Here is a 17662-nt window from a genome sequence, read left to right on the forward strand (position 1 = left end):
TTATATTTAAAAACTGACTTTACTCTTGCAGTTACAATAGCTTACGCTAAAACGGAAGTTACTTTTTCATTCAACGATTATAAAATAAGATTGTATATATAATTAAAGGTTAAAGGTAAAAATATATTATAAATACTTATTGGTTTTTATAAGTAAATATTATGTATAATTTGAATATAATAACAAAAGACGAATGATTGTCTAAAATTTAACGAAAAATAATTACAGCATTTGTAAATTAAAATGTGAAGGTAATATTAACAAAATAAGATGCAAGTTTTTGTTGCGTGACTTGCATGTTGAAAAAATAAATATGAAGGATTCAAAATTAAAACTTTCAATCCTTCATTAATTCTCAGCTTTAGTTTATAATATAAGTAAATAATTAAATTTAAGGAATGATTTTATGGGATATACAGCTTTATATAGAGAATGGAGACCACAAAATTTTTATGATATTGTTGGTCAAGAACATATAACAACAACAGTTAAAAACCAAATATTAAATGACAGAATTGCTCATGCATATCTTTTTTGTGGAACAAGAGGAACAGGAAAAACAACAACAGCTAAAGTATTTGCTAAAGCTTTAAATTGCTTAGATTTAAAAGATGGAGAGCCATGTAATGAATGTGAAATGTGTAGAAAAATAAATGAAGGTTTAGCAATTGATGTTACTGAATTAGATGCAGCTTCTAATAATGGTGTTGATAAAATTAGAGATATTATAGATGACGTAAAGTATCCTCCTCAAGAGGCTAGATTTAAAGTTTACATAATGGATGAGGTTCATATGTTATCTACTGGTGCTGTTAATGCATTTTTAAAAACTTTAGAAGAACCTCCAAAGAACGTTATATTTATTTTAGCAACAACAGATCCGCAAAAGCTTCCAATTACTATTCTTTCAAGATGTCAAAGGTTTGATTTCAAGAGAATAAATAATAATGAAATCACAGAACGTCTTAGAAAAATAGTCAATGAGCAAAATGCCCTCGCAGATGATAAAAGCCTAAATTTAATTGCAAGAGTATCAGATGGAGCAATGAGAGATGCTTTAAGTATATTAGATCAAGCTATATCAATGGGAAATGGAGCAGTAGAGTATGATGTTCTTATAAACATGCTTGGACTTGTTACTAATGATCATTTGTTCAATCTTACTAATTCTGTAATACAAAGAAATGTAGAAAAATCTATCAATATAATAGATGAAGTTGTTTATGCTGGAAAAGATATTTATCTATTTATTAAGGATTTGATAGCTCACTATAGAAATATATTAATGGCTAAGGTTACTAATAATCCCGAAGAAGTATTAGATATGTCAGAAGAAAATATAGCATTAATAAAAGATCAAGCAAGTAAAATTAGAGCAGAAGAAGTAATGAGATATATAAGAATTCTTCAAGAAACCGAATCTAATGCAAAGATAAGCAAGCAAGCTAGGTTATATTTAGAATTAGCTGTTATTAAAATGTGTAAAATAGAATATGACACATCTAATGAAGTTATTTTAACTAGAATTAATAAGCTTGAAGAAGGATTAAAAAATGGTAGCCTTAAAGTGGTCAGTGCAGCATCTCCTAATAAAAGTGATGCCAAAAAAGAAGCTGTTACTAATAAGCCTAATAGAGAACAGCCAAAGCCTAGAAATAATGATATTGTAGCAAATGAAAACTCTAAGGTAACTATAAATGATATTCAAAGATCATGGAAGGATATTCTAGAGAGATTTAAGGCAAGAAGAGCTATGATAGTATATGCATCAATGCTTACTGGAAAGCCAGTGGAATGTAAAAATGGTGTTTTAACTATTGAATATGAGGATCAATTTAAGTTTAATAAGGATAGATTAGAAAAGCCAGAGTATAAGGCAATAATACAAGAAGTATTAGCAGAAATTTTTAGAGAAGATATAAAAATTGTTTTTGAGGTTGAAGAAACATCAAGTAGTGAAAAGTCAACTGCAGATATGCTTTTAGAAACCTTAGGATCTGATATGGTAGATATATTAGATGAATAAAATTAAGTTATAATATATGCACATAAACAAAATGAAAAATAAGAATAATAAGAATGAAAATTAATGCAAATAGTATCTTAAATGTAGTAAAATAAAGAAAAATACTATATAATAAAGAATAGATTTTTATAATAAGGAGGATGTTTTTATGGCAAGAGGAGGATTTCCAGGCGGATTTGGTGGAGGAAACATGAATAACCTAATGAAGCAAGCGCAAAAACTTCAAAAGGATATGGAGCAAATGCAAAAGGATCTTGAAACTAAAGAGTTTGAAGCTTCAGTTGGCGGTGGTGCTGTAGTTGTAAAAGCAAATGGTAAAAAGGAAGTAGTTTCAATTAACATAAAACCAGAAGTAGTTGATGCAGATGATGTTGAAATGCTAGAAGATTTAGTTCTTAGTGCAGTAAATGAAGCATTAAGAAAAGCTGATGAAGAAAGCGCAAATAAAATGGGTAAATTAACTGGTGGAATGAATATACCAGGACTTTTTTAATAATTAATAATTAATAATTTGCATTGTTCGTAGTTTGCAATTAATAATTAGAAATTCATAAATAATGTTTAATTATTTATGAATGATTTATAAATAAAATTAAAACATAAAAAGGCGAATTTATTTCGCCTTTTTATGTATTTAAATTACGGAAAGGATGATTTTATGGATTTTTATCCAGTTGCTATAGAAAAACTTATTGAAGAATTTGCCAAGCTACCAAGTGTTGGCCAAAAGACAGCTCAAAGATTAGCGTTACATGTATTGAATCTTCCAGAAGATGAAGTTAAAGAGTTTGCAGATGCCTTGGTTAAAGCAAGGGGAACAATAAAGTATTGTTCAATATGCGGTAACTTTACAGACAAGGACCCTTGTGCAATATGTTCTAATCCAAATAGAGATAAAGATGTAATTTGTGTTGTAGAGCAACCTAAAGATATAATGACTATGGAAAAGGTTAAGGAATATAATGGATCATATCATGTATTACATGGAAATTTATCACCTATGCAAGGAAGAGGACCACAAGATATAAGGATAAGAGAATTAGTTGCAAGAATGAGCGCTGATGTTAAAGAGGTCATAATAGCAACTAACCCTAATATTGAAGGTGAAGCAACAGCAATGTATATATCTAGAATTTTAAAACCATTAGATATAAAAGTAACTAGAATTGCTTCAGGAATACCTGTAGGAGGAGACTTGGAATATGCTGATGAAGTAACTCTTTCAAAGGCATTAGAAGGTAGAAAAGAGATATAAATATAATTGAAAGGTGGATGTATGAGTAAGATATTAAAATTTTTATTTAGTAGAATGGCAATTGTTGGGCTACTTATTATTGTGCAATTATCAATTCTTATTTTTGCTATATGGAAGCTTTCTGAATCCTTCGTATATCTATATGTATTATTATTTCTAATAAGTATATTTGCAGTTATTTATATTGTTAGTACTAAGGATAATCCCTCTTACAAACTAGCGTGGACTATACCTGTACTTTTAGTTCCTGTTTTTGGTGGGCTATTTTATTTGCTTTTTGGATTAAGAAAAACTACTAAGAAATTTAGAGCCAGAATAACTAATATACACAACGAAACAGCTAAATTATTGATTCAAGATAAGGATATACTCAGTGAAATTGAAAAAGAAGATAAGGGAATTGCAAACCAAGTAAAATATTTAAATAAGTATGCAGCAAGTCCTATTTATAAAAATACTACTACAAAATATTTATCACCTGGAGAAGAGTTTTTTGAAAAGCTAAAAGAAGAATTAAAAAAAGCAAAGCATTATATCTTTATGGAATATTTTATAATCCAAGAAGGTGTGATGTGGGATAGTATTTTGGAAATACTAGAAGATAAGGTAAAAGAAGGCGTAGATGTAAGGTTAATATATGATGATATGGGATGCCTAAGAACACTTCCTTATAAGTATGACGAGAGGTTAAGGCAAAAGGGAATAAAGTGTTTAGTATTTAATCCATTTGTGCCATTTCTATCAGTTATAATGAATAACAGAGATCACAGAAAAATTACAATAATTGATGGTCATACTGCATTTACAGGAGGCATTAACTTAGCTGATGAATATATAAACGAAATAGTTAGATTTGGCCATTGGAAGGATTCTTCAATTATGATAAGAGGAGAAGCTGTCTGGAATTTAACTATGATGTTCCTTCAATCATGGCAATTTAATTGTGGTCAAAAAGAAGACTATGAAAAATATAAGCCATATGTGAATTATGATAAAGAGTTCGAAGGGGATGGATATGTTCAACCTTATGGTGATAGTCCTCTTGATGATGAAACTGTAGGGGAAAATGTATACTTAAATATTATAAATAAAGCAAAAGAATATGTTTATATAAATACGCCATATTTAATAGTAGATAATGAATTAGTAACTGCTTTAACTTTGGCAGCCAAAAGTGGTGTAGAAGTTATAATAGTTACTCCACATATAGAAGATAAGTGGTATGTTCATATGGTAACAAGAGCATATTATGCTCAGCTTATAGAAGCAGGAGTAAAGATATATGAGTATACTCCTGGATTTATACATTCTAAGACATTTGTATCTGATGATGAAATAGGTGTTATAGGAACTATAAATATGGATTACAGAAGCCTTTATTTACATTTTGAATGTGGAGTTTTACTTTATAAGACAAAATCATTAATGGAAATTAAGAATGACTTCCTAGAAACTTTGAAGGTTTGCCAGTTGATAACAATAGAGGATTGCCATAGAATCAAATGGTCAAATAAATTTATAACAGCAATATTAAGAGTTTTTGCACCGTTAATGTAAGAAAAGTTAATAAATCTCGAATAATTTTGTTAAAAATTGGATAATATTTTAATATATAAATTATTTGGGAGGATAGAAAATGGATAAGAAAACCATTCTAGATTTATTGATGCAAAATGCGGAGAAAAATAAGATACAATACAGTGAGGATGACTTAGAGTTATTGAGTGCAATAAAAGATGCTATAACAGAAATGGAAGTAGCAAGATCATTATTTAATTCAGTAAGCGATCCTCAATTAATTGAACTAGCAATTCATGCAGAAGATGTAGCTAAAACTAGATATGATTATTTAATATCTATGGCTAAAAGAAGAGAATTAAGAAAAATAAACTAATATATAGGTATGCAATATATTAATATTATTGTTAAATAATACATAATATTAATCGGAGGGGATTTATATGGATTTAAATATGATTTTATATGGATTAATAGGACTAGTTCTATTGTATTTATTAATAAAATTTTTAAAATGGCCATTAAAAATTTTAATAAATGGTATTATAGGAATAGTTTTATTATACCTAACAAATATTTTAGGTTCTTACTTCGGGTTTTCAATAGGAATAAATGCAATAACAGCATTAATAGCAGGATTCTTAGGAGTTCCTGGTGTTATATTTTTAGTAATATTTCAACTGTTTTTATAAATCTTTATAAAAATGAAAGAGATTCAGTTTTAATTGAATCTCTTTTATTTTAATGAGAGAGGGAACTTATAGTTCCCAAAAGTTTATATAGATGGGAGTTAGAAGTTTTTTCAGTCTATTATGAGTGAAAAGCCTCTTATGAGATCAGTATATGTAGATTGTAAAAAATGGTTACTATAATTTATAAATGAAAGAGTATCATTTTTCATTATTTTAATTTACAAAACATTACTAAGTTTATATATTGACTCATGTGATAAAATAAATATAAATTAAATTTAAGGGGGAACATTATTATGCCAGCAGGTAATGGAATAAATTGCAACTATTGTCCAGAGTATAAAAAAAGTTGTAATGGTGATGATAAAGGGTGTCTATGTTATAAGTGTCCTAGGCATTTGGGACAATGTATGTGTGTAAAGTATTGCAGAGAAACAGAGTCTATTCTAACGTTTGATGAACATTATGAAAGGATTGATTAGATGAAGGAAAAAGGAAAGAAGTTTATAAGTGAATTTAAAGACTTTGCAATGAAAGGAAATGTGTTAGATCTAGCAATTGGGGTAATTATAGGGGGAGCTTTTAATAAAATAGTTTCATCCTTAGTTAAGGACATTATAATGCCACCAATAGGAGTTTTAACAGGTGGAGTTAATTTCTCGGATCTTTCATATGTATTAAAACCAGCAGTAGAAGGTGTAAGTGATGCAGTCACATTAAATTATGGGTTATTTATTCAAAACATAGTTGATTTTTTAATCATAGCACTGTCTATATTTATATTTATAAAAATAGTTAATAAATTAAATGGTAAAAAAGAAGAGGAAGCCAAAAAGGAAGAAGAAAAGAAAAAGTTAACAGTAGAACAAGAACTGTTAACAGAAATAAGAAATTTATTAAAGAATCAGCCAGAGGCTTCTGAAGAATAGTTAGTACATAGTATAAATAATAGATATAAATATATTTAGGATTAAAGGCTACAGCTTTTTTATAATATAAAAGGAGCTGTAGCTTTATTTTATATTTAAATTAGTATTCAAACATAGTACAAGAGCATAAGATGATAATAGAAATTATTATTTTAGTAATAAAACGATACTTTTAATAATATTATATTGAAAGAATCGAAAAAAGGTTGTTAAATGTGTAAAAAAGTAGTAAAATTAACAATAATTAAATAAGCAATAAAAATGAAGATTATATGGGGGAGAGGTACGATGCATAAAAAACTATTTATTCCTGGACCAGTTGAGGTAAGACCAGATGTTTTAGAACAGATGGCAAATCCTATGATTGGGCATAGAAGCAAAGAGGCTTCAGAACTTCAAAGAAGGATTAGCAACAACTTAAGAAAGTTATTTTTTACAGAAAGTGAAATATTACTTTCAACTACATCAGGTAGTGGACTTATGGAAGGTGCTATAAGATCCTGTACAGCAAAAAGAGCTGCTGTATTTTCCGTTGGGGCATTCGGAAAGAGATGGTATGAGATGGCAATTTCAAATAACGTTCCTGCTGACTTATTTGAAGTAGAAATGGGAAATGCTATTAAGCCTGAAATGGTTGATGAAGCATTGGCAACAGGTAAGTATGATTTAGTAGCAGTTACTCATAATGAGACATCTACTGGAGTAATGAATCCAATTGAAAAGATTGGAGAAGTTATAAAAAGATATCCAGATGTTGTTTTTATAGTAGATACAGTAAGTTCTGCTGCAGGAACAAAGATAGAGGTTGATAAATGGGGAATAGACATTTGTTTAACTTCAACACAAAAAGCAATAGGATTGCCACCAGGCATGGCAATATGTACTTTTTCAAATAAAGCAAAGGAAAGAGCAGAAAAGGTACCTAATAGGGGATTTTATCTAGATTTATTATCTTTATATAAATATATTCAAAAGAAGGATTATCAATATCCTTCAACACCATCAATATCTCATATGTATGCGCTAGATTATCAACTAGACTATATACTAAACAAAGAAGGTCTAGAAAATAGATTTGCAAGACATATAGAAATGGCTAAAGTTGTTAGAGCATGGGCAAGAAAATATTTTGAGATTTTCCCAGATGAAAACTATTTGTCTAATACTTTAACAACAGTTAAAAATAATAGGGGAATAGATGTGTCTGCATTAAATAAGGAACTAGGAAAGAGAGGATTCCAAATATCAAATGGATATGGAAGCCTAAAAGATAAGACATTTAGAATAGCTCACATGGCGGATTGCCAAATGGAAGATGTAAATGAGCTTTTAAGTAATATAAATGATATTTTAGGTTTAGAGTAATAATAAATTGCAGAGCAATTTACTAATGAAAAATTGAAAAGTGAAAGAATTGGGGTTGCTTTGCTATGCAAAGCTTAAGGGATATAGGGGCGAATCACTTTATATTCAAAAATCCTTAAAGGATTTTATCTTAACTTGTTCATTCTTTCATTTTTTCACTTTTTCACTATTAAATAGGGGGCGTAGAAATGTATAAAATATTAGTAAGTGATGGTTTGCAAGAAAATGCAATTAATAAATTATTAGAATTAGGATTTCAGGTTGTGGATGAACATTATGATAAAGAATTTTTAGGAGAGAAACTTAAAGAGTTTGATGCTTTAGTAGTAAGATCTGCAACAAAAGTAACTAAGGATGTATTAGAACAAGCTGCAGGTGGGAAATTAAAACTTATAATAAGAGCTGGGGTTGGGATAGATAATATAGATCTAAACACAGCTTATGAAAAGGGAATAACAGTTAAAAATACTCCAAATGCAAGTTCAGATTCAGTTGCTGAGTTAGCGTTAGCTCACATGTTTGCAGTAGCAAGATTTGTTGGAACTTCAAATTACACTATGAGAAATGGTGAATGGAATAAGAAGAAATATGAAGGAATTGAGCTTGGAGGAAAAACATTAGGAATAATAGGGATGGGAAGAATAGGTAAATCACTTGCTAACAAAGCAAAAGCATTAGGAATGAATATAGTATATAATGATGTATTTGGCAAGCAAGATGATATAAATTATGAATTTCTAGAGTTAAATGACTTACTTAAAAAATCAGATTTTATTTCATTACATGTTCCTTATGATAAAGAAAATGGATCTTTAATTAAAAAAGAAGAGTTAGATATTATGAAAGATGGAGCTTATATAATAAATTGTGCAAGAGGAAAAGTTGTAGATGAAAAAGCTCTATTAGAGGCATTAGATAGCGGAAAAATTGCAGGAGCAGGGATAGACGTATTTGCAGTAGAACCAAATACAAATGAAGCATTAGTTAATCATCCAAGAGTTAGCTGTACTCCACATATTGGTGCATCAACAATAGAAGCACAAGAAAGAATTGGAGAAGAGGTAGTCTCAGTTATAAGGGATTTTTTTAACTAGGCTATAGAATTTAGGAGGAATTTTAATGGCAGTAATGAGGCCTTTTATGGGTATAAGACCTATAAGAGAATTAGCAGATAAAATAGCAGCACTTCCTTATGATGTAATGGATAGTGATGAAGCTAGAGAAATGGTAAAAGATAATCCATATTCATTCTTGCATGTAGATAAGGCAGAAGTTGATTTGCCAAGTGATATAGATGTATATGATGATAGGGTTTATGAAAAAGCAAAAGAAAATTTAGATGAAATGATTGAAAAGGGATATTATATAGAAGATAAAAAGCCTAACTTTTATATTTATAGGCAAGTTATGAATGGAAGAAGTCAAGTTGGTCTTGTTGGCTGTGCTTCAATAGATGATTATACTAATAATATAATTAAGAAGCATGAGTTAACACGAGAAGATAAGGAAATAGATAGAATTAATCATGTTTATAAATGCGAGGCACATACAGGTCCTATTTTCTTAACTTATAGAGAAAATAAAAATATTTCAAATATAATAAACGAATGGGTGAAAAAAGCACCTATTTATGATTTTAAATCAGAAGATGGAATATCACATACTGTATGGATTATAGATGATGAAAGTACAGTAAATAAAATAAGTGAATTATTTAAATCAGTAAAATACTTATATATTGCTGATGGACATCATAGATCAGCATCAGCAGTAAAAGTTGGGCATATAAAGAGGGCAGAAACAGAAAATTATACTGGAGAGGAAGAATTTAATTATTTCCTATCAATTTCCTATCCAGATAGCGAGTTAGAGGTATTGGATTATAATAGAACTGTTAAAGACTTAAATGGACTTTCAAAAGAAGAGTTTTTAAATAAGATAAGTGAAAAGTTTATAGTTACTAAAAGTAATGAACAAGTTAAACCGAAAGAAAAACATACTTTTGGAATGTATCTAGAAAAACAATGGTATTTACTTGAAGCTAGGAATGGAATATTTAATCCAAATGACCCAGTAGATCGATTAGATGTATCAATACTTCAAAATAATCTTTTAAAACCAATACTAGGAATAGATGATCCAAGGAAGTCTAAGAGAATTAAGTTTGTTGGAGGTATTAGAGGGTTAAAAGAACTTGAAAGAAGAGCTGATACAGATATGAAAGTTAGTTTTTCTATGTATCCCACAACTACTGATGATATTATGGATATAGCAGATAGCGGAAAAATAATGCCGCCAAAATCAACATGGTTTGAGCCAAAACCTAGAAGTGGACTTTTTATTCATAAGTTCTAGGAGCTACTAAAATGAAATGGTGAGAAAATAATAAAAGGTTATTGTTTTAAATTAAGAAATTAGTTAAAGAATAAGATAAAAGAGTTATTAGAATTAGATGGCATAAAGTACTAAAATAGATAATGCCTAAACTTATAACTCTTTTTTTATTTATGCTGAAATATAAAAATATAATCATATAAATCCTTTATAATCATCTGAGATTTTAAAAGTAGATTTATTTTGTGCTTTCATGGCATATAAAGTTTATGATGATTTTAGAGAAGTATGGAGTAATTAAATTTGAATATCTTTATTTTTATATGATTTATACTTAAATAAATAATTTTAAAATATATTATACTTCGCTAATAACTTCCATAAATTTACGGGGGTGGTAGTAGGTTGTTTATATAATGTATAACTATATAAAGTAATACATTAAATATTATCTAGAGAGAATTCTATAAATAATGAATTATTATTCTCATATTTGGAATAATAATAATGTTATTTAGTTGAAGGGATGTGTTTAAATTATGTCAGTAAAAAATGCAATGACAGTAGATTTTTTAAGTTCAGCATATGGTGGAGAAAGTATGGCTCATATGCGTTATACTATTTGGGGGGATTCAGCTGAGAAGGATGGTTATCCAAATATAGCAAGACTTTTTAGAGGAATTGCCTATGCAGAATGGTGCCATGCTAAGAATCATTTTAATGTATTAAATGAACAAGTTGGAGATAAAACAGTTGCTGCTGGAGCTGTATTTGGCCATACAAATATAGTTGAAAACCTACAAGGTGCAATCGATGGTGAATTACATGAAATAGATCAAATGTATCCTGTTTATTTAGAAACAGCAAAGTTTCAAAATGAAACTGATGCTCAAAGATCTTTTCATTATGCTTTAGAAGCAGAAAAAATCCACGCGAAGATGTTTAAAGATGCTCAAGATATGGCTAAGCAACAAAAAGATATAAGCGATGAAACTATCTATGTATGTCCGGTTTGTGGATTCACTGAAATTGGAGATAATGTAGAAAACTGCCCAGTTTGTGGTGCAAAAAAAGATATATTCAAATCTTTCTAATATAAAAATTATTTTAAATAAATATATAGTAAATAGAAACATATGCATCTTATTTGTATATGTTTTTATTTATATATCTATTTATATATGGATGGGTTATAAAAGACTTATTCTATTATCAATTTTTTATTATTAGGTTGTTTTTCATAATAAGTAAAATTGTGACTCTAATCACATAAAATACAATGAAATTGATTTATAATTTAGCTAAGTTAAAAATATATGAAATTAAAGATAGGAGTTACGTATATGAATATAGATAATCTAGAAAGACAACATTTAGAGATAAATAAATTATTTAAAAAAATTAATAGTACTTTGAATTTAAGAAATATTGAAGATAGTTTAGATGAATTAGTTTGGGATATAAATACACTTGCTGGAAAACTAAATATTCATATGAAAACAGAGGACAAGTTTTTATATCCAGAATTAATCAACAGTAATGATAGTAATTTAAGAAATATATCTAAGGAATATAGTGATGAAATGGGAAATATTCATGTAATATTTACGGAGTTCAAAAATCAATTTAATACTAAAAATAAGATATTAAATGATAAAGATAAGTTTTTAATAGAAAGTAAAAAGGTATTAAGACTATTAGAAAATAGAATAGATAAAGAAGATAAGAACTTATATCCAAAGCTTAAGAATTTAAAAAAATAAGGACTTGAATACTATGGGTTTATTATGTAATCTTATATATATGCAAATAATTACATTTTAATAAATAAGATTTAAAGAAAATATAGTATAAGGAGCATATTATGACAGATTCATTAATTAATTGGTTTACTAACACATTAAGTTTTATGCCGAAGGAAGCTGTAGCATTTATAATATCAATGGTACCAATTTTGGAGTTAAGAGGTGGTTTAGTTGCAGCTTCATTATTAGGGATAGGAGTATTTAAGGCTATAGTTTTATGTGTTATAGGAAATGTAGTTCCTATACCATTTATTCTATTCTTCATTACACCAGTATTTAATTGGATGAAAAAGACTAAGTTATTTAGACCTTTAGTTGAAAAATTAGAAGAAAAATCAATGTCGAAAAGCGATCAGATTCAAAAGTATGAATTTTGGGGGCTTGCATTATTTGTAGGAATACCTCTACCAGGAACTGGTGCGTGGACGGGCGCACTAATAGCAGCATTATTAGGAATTGATATTAAAAAAGCATCTCTATCAATTTTTATAGGAATAATGATAGCAACAATAATAATGACTTTTATATCCTATGGAATTCCATTTGCTATTAGAGCAATGGCTTAAACATAATGAATAAATAATTATAATCACAAATAAGATATTAACTTACATAACATAAATATAGTAAGTTAATATTTTTTTTATGGCATTAAGATTTGTTTTAATATAAAAATCATAAAATATATTAAAATTTACTAGATGAGTTAAAAATAAAAAAATATATAAAATATAGTAATAATAGTGATATAATATAATAAATGTAATTTATTGGTGGGGGGGACAAATCGATGAAAATACAAAAAAGTATTCAAAATAAGTATACAAAATATATATTAGGTATATTTGCTATCTTATCAATTGGAATAATATCTTATATACTATTCAAATATCCTCAGATGGGAGTAGCAGATCAAGGAGATTTTGATAGAGTTATGAGTTCTTCAGGATTATCACTTCTAGATTCGGATAAAGGAAATCCTGATTTTAAAAGATTCTATCAGTATATAGTTACTGATTATAAGATAAATATAAATGCCAATACCATATTAGTGGGGATAGTTAGTTCTAGTTTGGGGTATCTAATTATTTTTATAAATTTTATTTGTAAGATAGTAGGACAAGGAGTTTTTAGAACTCAGTATCTTGCAATTGCATATGCAATAATTTATATATCCTCAATAGCACTTATATTAAAGAATTTTAATATAAAAAGTAACTTTAAGTTGAGTATTATGGCTTTATTAAGTGCTTTTGTCTTCATGGATGGAAATTATATAGTTTGGTTTAATAGTTTATATGGGGAGCCAATGATGCTAAGTACATTATTGTTATTTTTAGCAGCATTTTTATACTATATTAGATGTAAGTATAGTGAAAAGGATGATAAAAAAATAGGATTTAAAATCTTTCTTTTATATATTTCAGCATTTATGTTCTTAGGATCTAAGATGCAAGTATTAACTACATTACCATTTATAATAATTCTTTTAGCTAAAGTACTTTGGGATAATAGAAAAGTTTTAGAACCTAAAAAATTAAAATGGTTAATGGTGTTTTTAATTATAATAATAATCTATCCAATTCAAATAAATATTGTAAATAAAAATATTAGTAAGGATACTCAGTATAATTCTGTTTTTTATGGAGTTCTTAATGGATCAAAAACTCCACAGCAAGATTTAATTGATTTAGGACTTAATCCAGATATGGCTTGTGAGGCAGGAAAACATGCTTATTTAGATGCTAGTGAATATGTAAAATATGTTCCTAGAACTCCAATTACTGAAGAAGAGTTTTATAGTAAGATAAGTAACGGGAAACTAGCCAAATTCTATTTAACTCACCCAAAAAGATTGATAGAAGGAATGGAGTATACTGCTGGGAAGGCCTTTTTTACAAGTACATCTTTAGGAAAAGGATATAGATATGACAGCGAAGAACCAATTGTAAAACTTAATAGATTTACAACTTGGTCTGATTTTAGAGAAGATAAGTTACCAAAAAAATTATGGTTTATAATAAGTGTTTTTATAGCTATATTTATAGTGTCAATAATTAATTTCTTAAGAAATAAGTCTAATGAAGAGATAAAAAATAAGATAGTACTATTATGGGGATTAATGTTAATAGGAGCAATACAATTTCCTATGCCCTATGTAGGTAATGGGCAGGCAGATACTGCAAAACAATTGTATTTGTTTAACTTTGTATTTGATGTTCTATTGTTTATATGCCTAGTTTATATTTTATTTAAGCTCATGGATTTTATTAAGAAGAAAGTATTTTTAAACAATAGGATTGGAGCAAATTAAATATGGATATAAGCAAAATAAAGAATAGAATCTTTGAATACATTCGTGGGCATAATATAAAATTATCATTTTCTAAGATAAGTAAGTTTAGATTTGCAACAATTATAGATATGCTAATTAAGTCACTTTTGTTTATGGCTTTAATAGAAGTAAGTTCTGCAGATGTAATTAAAATCAATAATATAAGTTTTAAATTCATTTTTGTCTATTTAGCTTTTATCTTATTGTTTTATTCATGTGGATATTTATTTAAAGGGAATAAACAACTCATTTATTATATTTTCATTAATATATCATATAGCTTCTTATTAATTATGGACTTATGGTACTTTAGAGTAAATAGAGACTTTCTAGGATTAAAAAATATGTTTTATATAGGTACATTTAATCCTGTAGGAGAATCTCTATATCAATTTAGAGCTATAGATTTATTATTTATAGTAGATATTGTTTTTATAATTATTTATGCAATCATTAAAAAAACAATAGGTAATGATAGTAGAAGAGTAAGAAAATTTTTATTAACCAATAGTTATGCAATTATTACATTAGTAATATCATTTTTCTTAATAGATATTTTAAGCCTTGGAGGATGGGAAAATAGAATCCTTACAAAGAGATGGAGTACATTAATGTCTTCAAGAGCATCAGGTCCTATAGGATACCATCTTATAGAATCTTATAGAACTCTATCTAAAGTATTGAATCCATTATCAATAGACGAGAAGACAGAGATAGAAAATTGGATATCAGATAATAAGGAGGAGTTACAGCCAAATGAATATAAGGGAAGTGAAAAAGGAAAGAATGTAATTTTTATTCAAGTTGAGTCCTTAGAAAATTTTGTGATAAATAAGAGTGTAAATGGAAAAGAAATATCACCTTTTTTAAATAAGCTTTCAAGAGAAGGATTATATTTTTCTAATATATATGAACAAAATAATGCTGGAAACAGCATTGATTGTGACTTTATGGTTAATACATCAATTTATCCATTGGGAGACAAGATAACAGCATTAAATTATGGTGAAGATACATATAGTAATTCATTGCCTAGAATATTAGAAGGAGAAGGATATAATACAATATCATCTCATGCCGAGGAAATAGGAGAATTTAATTGGACTGAAATTCATAAGAATAGCTTTGGAGTTAAAAACCTATGGGATATCGGTGATTACATATATGAAGAAACTGTAGGATATGGATTATCTGATAGAAGTTTTTTAACTCAAGTATCAAATAAGTTGGAGAATGTAGATAGACCGTTTTTCTTCCAATCGCCAACCTTATCTAATCATGGACCGTTTAATATTGATAAAAAGTATAGACAGTTAGATTTACCTAAAGAGATAGATGAGAGTTACCTTGGGGGTTATTTTGAAAGTGTACTTTACACGGATAAACAAATAGAGAACTTCTTTAATGAATTAGATAAAAAGGGAATTTTAGATAATACGATGGTTGTAATATATGGGGATCATGCTGGTGTCCATAAATATTATAACGATGATATAAAAGATTTAGATTATGATGGAAATTGGTGGAAGGAGTATGATAATAGAATACCACTAATTATGTATTCAAAGGACATGAAGCCTAATGTTATAAAGGTAAGTGGTGGACAAGTCGATATTCCAACAACCGTTTTATATTTACTTGGAGTGGATGATAGTAAGTACATAAATTATTCTATGGGAAGAATTTTATTAAATACTAATAGAGATGCAACAATTATAAAGGGTAATGAGATTAAGGGTAATGTGAAAAGTAACGAAGAGAAGGAACACTTATTAAAATCTTATGAAATAGGGGAAAAAATTATCAAGAATAATTACTTTGGGAGATAGTAAGAACTTTATGGAGGGTTAGTAATGAATGAAATTTTATTTTTAGTAGTTCCTTGTTACAATGAAGAGGCTGTTTTACAGGAAACTGCAAAAAGGTTATCAGATAAGCTTAAGAGTATGATTAATAGTAATTTAGTATCTGGAGATAGTAAAATATTATTTGTAAATGATGGTTCAAAGGATAAAACATGGACTATAATTAATGATCTTTATAGGGAAGATACCATATTCAGTGGAGTAAATTTATCAAGAAATAAGGGGCATCAAAATGCCTTATTAGCTGGACTTATGACAGCTAAAGAATATGCAGATATAGTAATATCGTTAGATGCAGATTTACAAGATGATATAGAAGTAATAGATAAATTTGTAGAGGAATATTATAAGGGGAATGACGTAGTATATGGTGTAAGGTCTTCTAGAAATACAGATACTTTTTTCAAAAGAACAACAGCTCTTGGGTTTTATAAATTTATGAGTGGTCTTGGAGTTGAAGTAATTTATAATCATGCTGATTATAGATTAATGAGTAGGGTTGCTTTAGAGGTGTTAAGTGAATTTAAGGAAGTAAACTTATTTTTAAGGGGAATAGTTCCTTTAATAGGATATAAGTATGCGGTAGTAGAATATGAAAGACATGAAAGATTTGCAGGAGAATCAAAATATCCTTTTAAAAAGATGCTTGCATTTGCTTGGGATGGAATAACTTCATTTAGTATTAAACCAATAAGAATAATTACAGGCTTAGGATTTTCAATATCTGCACTAAGCTTTATAGCTTTAATATACTCTTTAATAGTTAAATTTTTCGGAAATACCCAAGATGGATGGACATCATTAACGATTTCAATTTGGATGATTGGTGGAATACAATTACTATCACTTGGCGTAATTGGCGAATATATAGGTAAAATATACAATGAAACTAAGCAAAGACCAAGATTTATTATAGCAAATAAGATTATAAATACTGAAGAAAGAGTTAGATAGTTTATGGAATATTTAATTAACAAATTTAAGAATATATTTTTTTCGAAAGAATTTATAATTTTTGTTATTATTGGAGTAATTAATACCTTTAATGGAGTTATCTTTTCTTATATATATTCAAATTTTTTCAATGAAAATATAGCGTTTATATGTGGATATATTTCAGGATTAATAATTTCATATATATTAAATAGTTACGTAACATTTAAAGAAAAATTAAACTTTAATAAATTTATTAAGTTTACTATATCATATATACCTAATTTCATAATTCAAAATATAATAGTTTTAATAGTATTTAATATTATGGGTATATATAAGTTAATTGCATATGGATTAGCAGCCATTATTGGTGTACCAATAACATTTATATTTATGAAATTTTTCGCATTTAATAATAAAAACTAGAAGAAAAGTTATTACATTCAGTATGAATAGGTAAAATAATATGGTGTTGCGACTTGGAGCGAAGTGACTGAAAAATGAAAGAAAATAATATATTATAACTATATAAAAAATTATAATACTACATTTGTATAATTCAAAAGAATGAGGAATTATTACATTTAGTTTCTAGGTTAAAA

At 27.8% G+C, this 17662-nt stretch carries 18 protein-coding genes; all 18 read left to right on the forward strand.

Features of this window, described 5'->3' with window-relative positions:
* The first annotated feature begins 406 nt into the window (after positions 1 to 406).
* The 18 genes from dnaX to I2A75_RS16645 all read left to right on the forward strand — a co-directional run bounded on the left by dnaX (position 407) and on the right by I2A75_RS16645 (position 17486).
* Entirely contained in the window at positions 407 to 2026 is a 1620-nt protein-coding gene (gene dnaX, locus I2A75_RS16560; protein WP_195266698.1) for a DNA polymerase III subunit gamma/tau, read from the forward strand.
* Between the two features lie 148 nt (positions 2027 to 2174).
* Entirely contained in the window at positions 2175 to 2519 is a 345-nt protein-coding gene (locus tag I2A75_RS16565; protein WP_195266700.1) for a YbaB/EbfC family nucleoid-associated protein, read from the forward strand.
* Between the two features lie 165 nt (positions 2520 to 2684).
* On the forward strand, positions 2685 to 3281 hold the full coding sequence (recR, locus tag I2A75_RS16570) for a recombination mediator RecR (protein WP_195266702.1): 597 nt from the start codon (positions 2685 to 2687) through the stop codon (positions 3279 to 3281).
* A gap of 21 nt (positions 3282 to 3302) precedes the next feature.
* A complete protein-coding gene (gene cls / locus I2A75_RS16575; RefSeq protein ID WP_195266704.1) occupies positions 3303 to 4838 on the forward strand; it encodes a cardiolipin synthase in 1536 nt (511 codons plus the stop codon).
* Between the two features lie 79 nt (positions 4839 to 4917).
* On the forward strand, positions 4918 to 5175 hold the full coding sequence (locus I2A75_RS16580) for a DUF2508 family protein (protein ID WP_195266706.1): 258 nt from the start codon (positions 4918 to 4920) through the stop codon (positions 5173 to 5175).
* 67 nt (positions 5176 to 5242) lie between these two features.
* The gene (locus tag I2A75_RS16585) at positions 5243 to 5491 is read left to right on the forward strand and encodes a pro-sigmaK processing inhibitor BofA family protein (protein WP_195266708.1); all 249 of its coding nucleotides are present in this window, start codon (positions 5243 to 5245) and stop codon (positions 5489 to 5491) included.
* Between the two features lie 296 nt (positions 5492 to 5787).
* Positions 5788 to 5973: a hypothetical protein gene (locus tag I2A75_RS16590; protein WP_195266709.1), complete on the forward strand. Its 186-nt coding sequence runs from the start codon at positions 5788 to 5790 to the stop codon at positions 5971 to 5973.
* Positions 5974 to 6420: a large-conductance mechanosensitive channel protein MscL gene (gene mscL / locus I2A75_RS16595; RefSeq protein ID WP_195266711.1), complete on the forward strand. Its 447-nt coding sequence runs from the start codon at positions 5974 to 5976 to the stop codon at positions 6418 to 6420.
* Positions 6421 to 6708: 288 nt separating this feature from the next.
* Positions 6709 to 7785 carry an alanine--glyoxylate aminotransferase family protein gene (locus tag I2A75_RS16600; RefSeq protein ID WP_195266713.1) on the forward strand — a complete coding sequence of 359 codons (1077 nt, stop codon included), beginning with the start codon at positions 6709 to 6711 and terminating at the stop codon, positions 7783 to 7785.
* 188 nt (positions 7786 to 7973) lie between these two features.
* On the forward strand, positions 7974 to 8879 hold the full coding sequence (locus I2A75_RS16605; protein ID WP_195266715.1) for a D-2-hydroxyacid dehydrogenase: 906 nt from the start codon (positions 7974 to 7976) through the stop codon (positions 8877 to 8879).
* A 25-nt stretch (positions 8880 to 8904) separates the two neighbouring features.
* Positions 8905 to 10140, forward strand: coding sequence for a DUF1015 family protein (locus tag I2A75_RS16610; RefSeq protein WP_195266717.1), 1236 nt, complete (start codon positions 8905 to 8907; stop codon positions 10138 to 10140).
* A gap of 518 nt (positions 10141 to 10658) precedes the next feature.
* Positions 10659 to 11213, forward strand: coding sequence for a rubrerythrin family protein (locus I2A75_RS16615; protein ID WP_195266719.1), 555 nt, complete (start codon positions 10659 to 10661; stop codon positions 11211 to 11213).
* Positions 11214 to 11462: 249 nt separating this feature from the next.
* Entirely contained in the window at positions 11463 to 11882 is a 420-nt protein-coding gene (locus I2A75_RS16620) for a hemerythrin domain-containing protein (RefSeq protein ID WP_195266721.1), read from the forward strand.
* Between the two features lie 101 nt (positions 11883 to 11983).
* Positions 11984 to 12490, forward strand: coding sequence for a small multi-drug export protein (locus I2A75_RS16625; RefSeq protein WP_195266722.1), 507 nt, complete (start codon positions 11984 to 11986; stop codon positions 12488 to 12490).
* Between the two features lie 224 nt (positions 12491 to 12714).
* Positions 12715 to 14238 carry a hypothetical protein gene (locus tag I2A75_RS16630; RefSeq protein WP_195266723.1) on the forward strand — a complete coding sequence of 508 codons (1524 nt, stop codon included), beginning with the start codon at positions 12715 to 12717 and terminating at the stop codon, positions 14236 to 14238.
* Positions 14239 to 14240: 2 nt separating this feature from the next.
* Positions 14241 to 16088, forward strand: a complete 1848-nt coding sequence (locus I2A75_RS16635) for an LTA synthase family protein (protein WP_195266724.1) — start codon at positions 14241 to 14243, stop codon at positions 16086 to 16088.
* A gap of 24 nt (positions 16089 to 16112) precedes the next feature.
* Positions 16113 to 17078 carry a glycosyltransferase family 2 protein gene (locus I2A75_RS16640; protein ID WP_195266725.1) on the forward strand — a complete coding sequence of 322 codons (966 nt, stop codon included), beginning with the start codon at positions 16113 to 16115 and terminating at the stop codon, positions 17076 to 17078.
* 3 nt (positions 17079 to 17081) lie between these two features.
* Positions 17082 to 17486 (forward strand): GtrA family protein, encoded by a 405-nt coding sequence (locus tag I2A75_RS16645; protein WP_195266726.1) that lies wholly within the window; start codon positions 17082 to 17084, stop codon positions 17484 to 17486.
* The last annotated feature ends 176 nt before the right edge of the window (positions 17487 to 17662 follow it).

Origin of the sequence: Clostridium sp. 1001275B_160808_H3 (genome assembly GCF_015550425.1) — a bacterium.
Lineage (GTDB): Bacteria > Bacillota > Clostridia > Clostridiales > Clostridiaceae > Clostridium.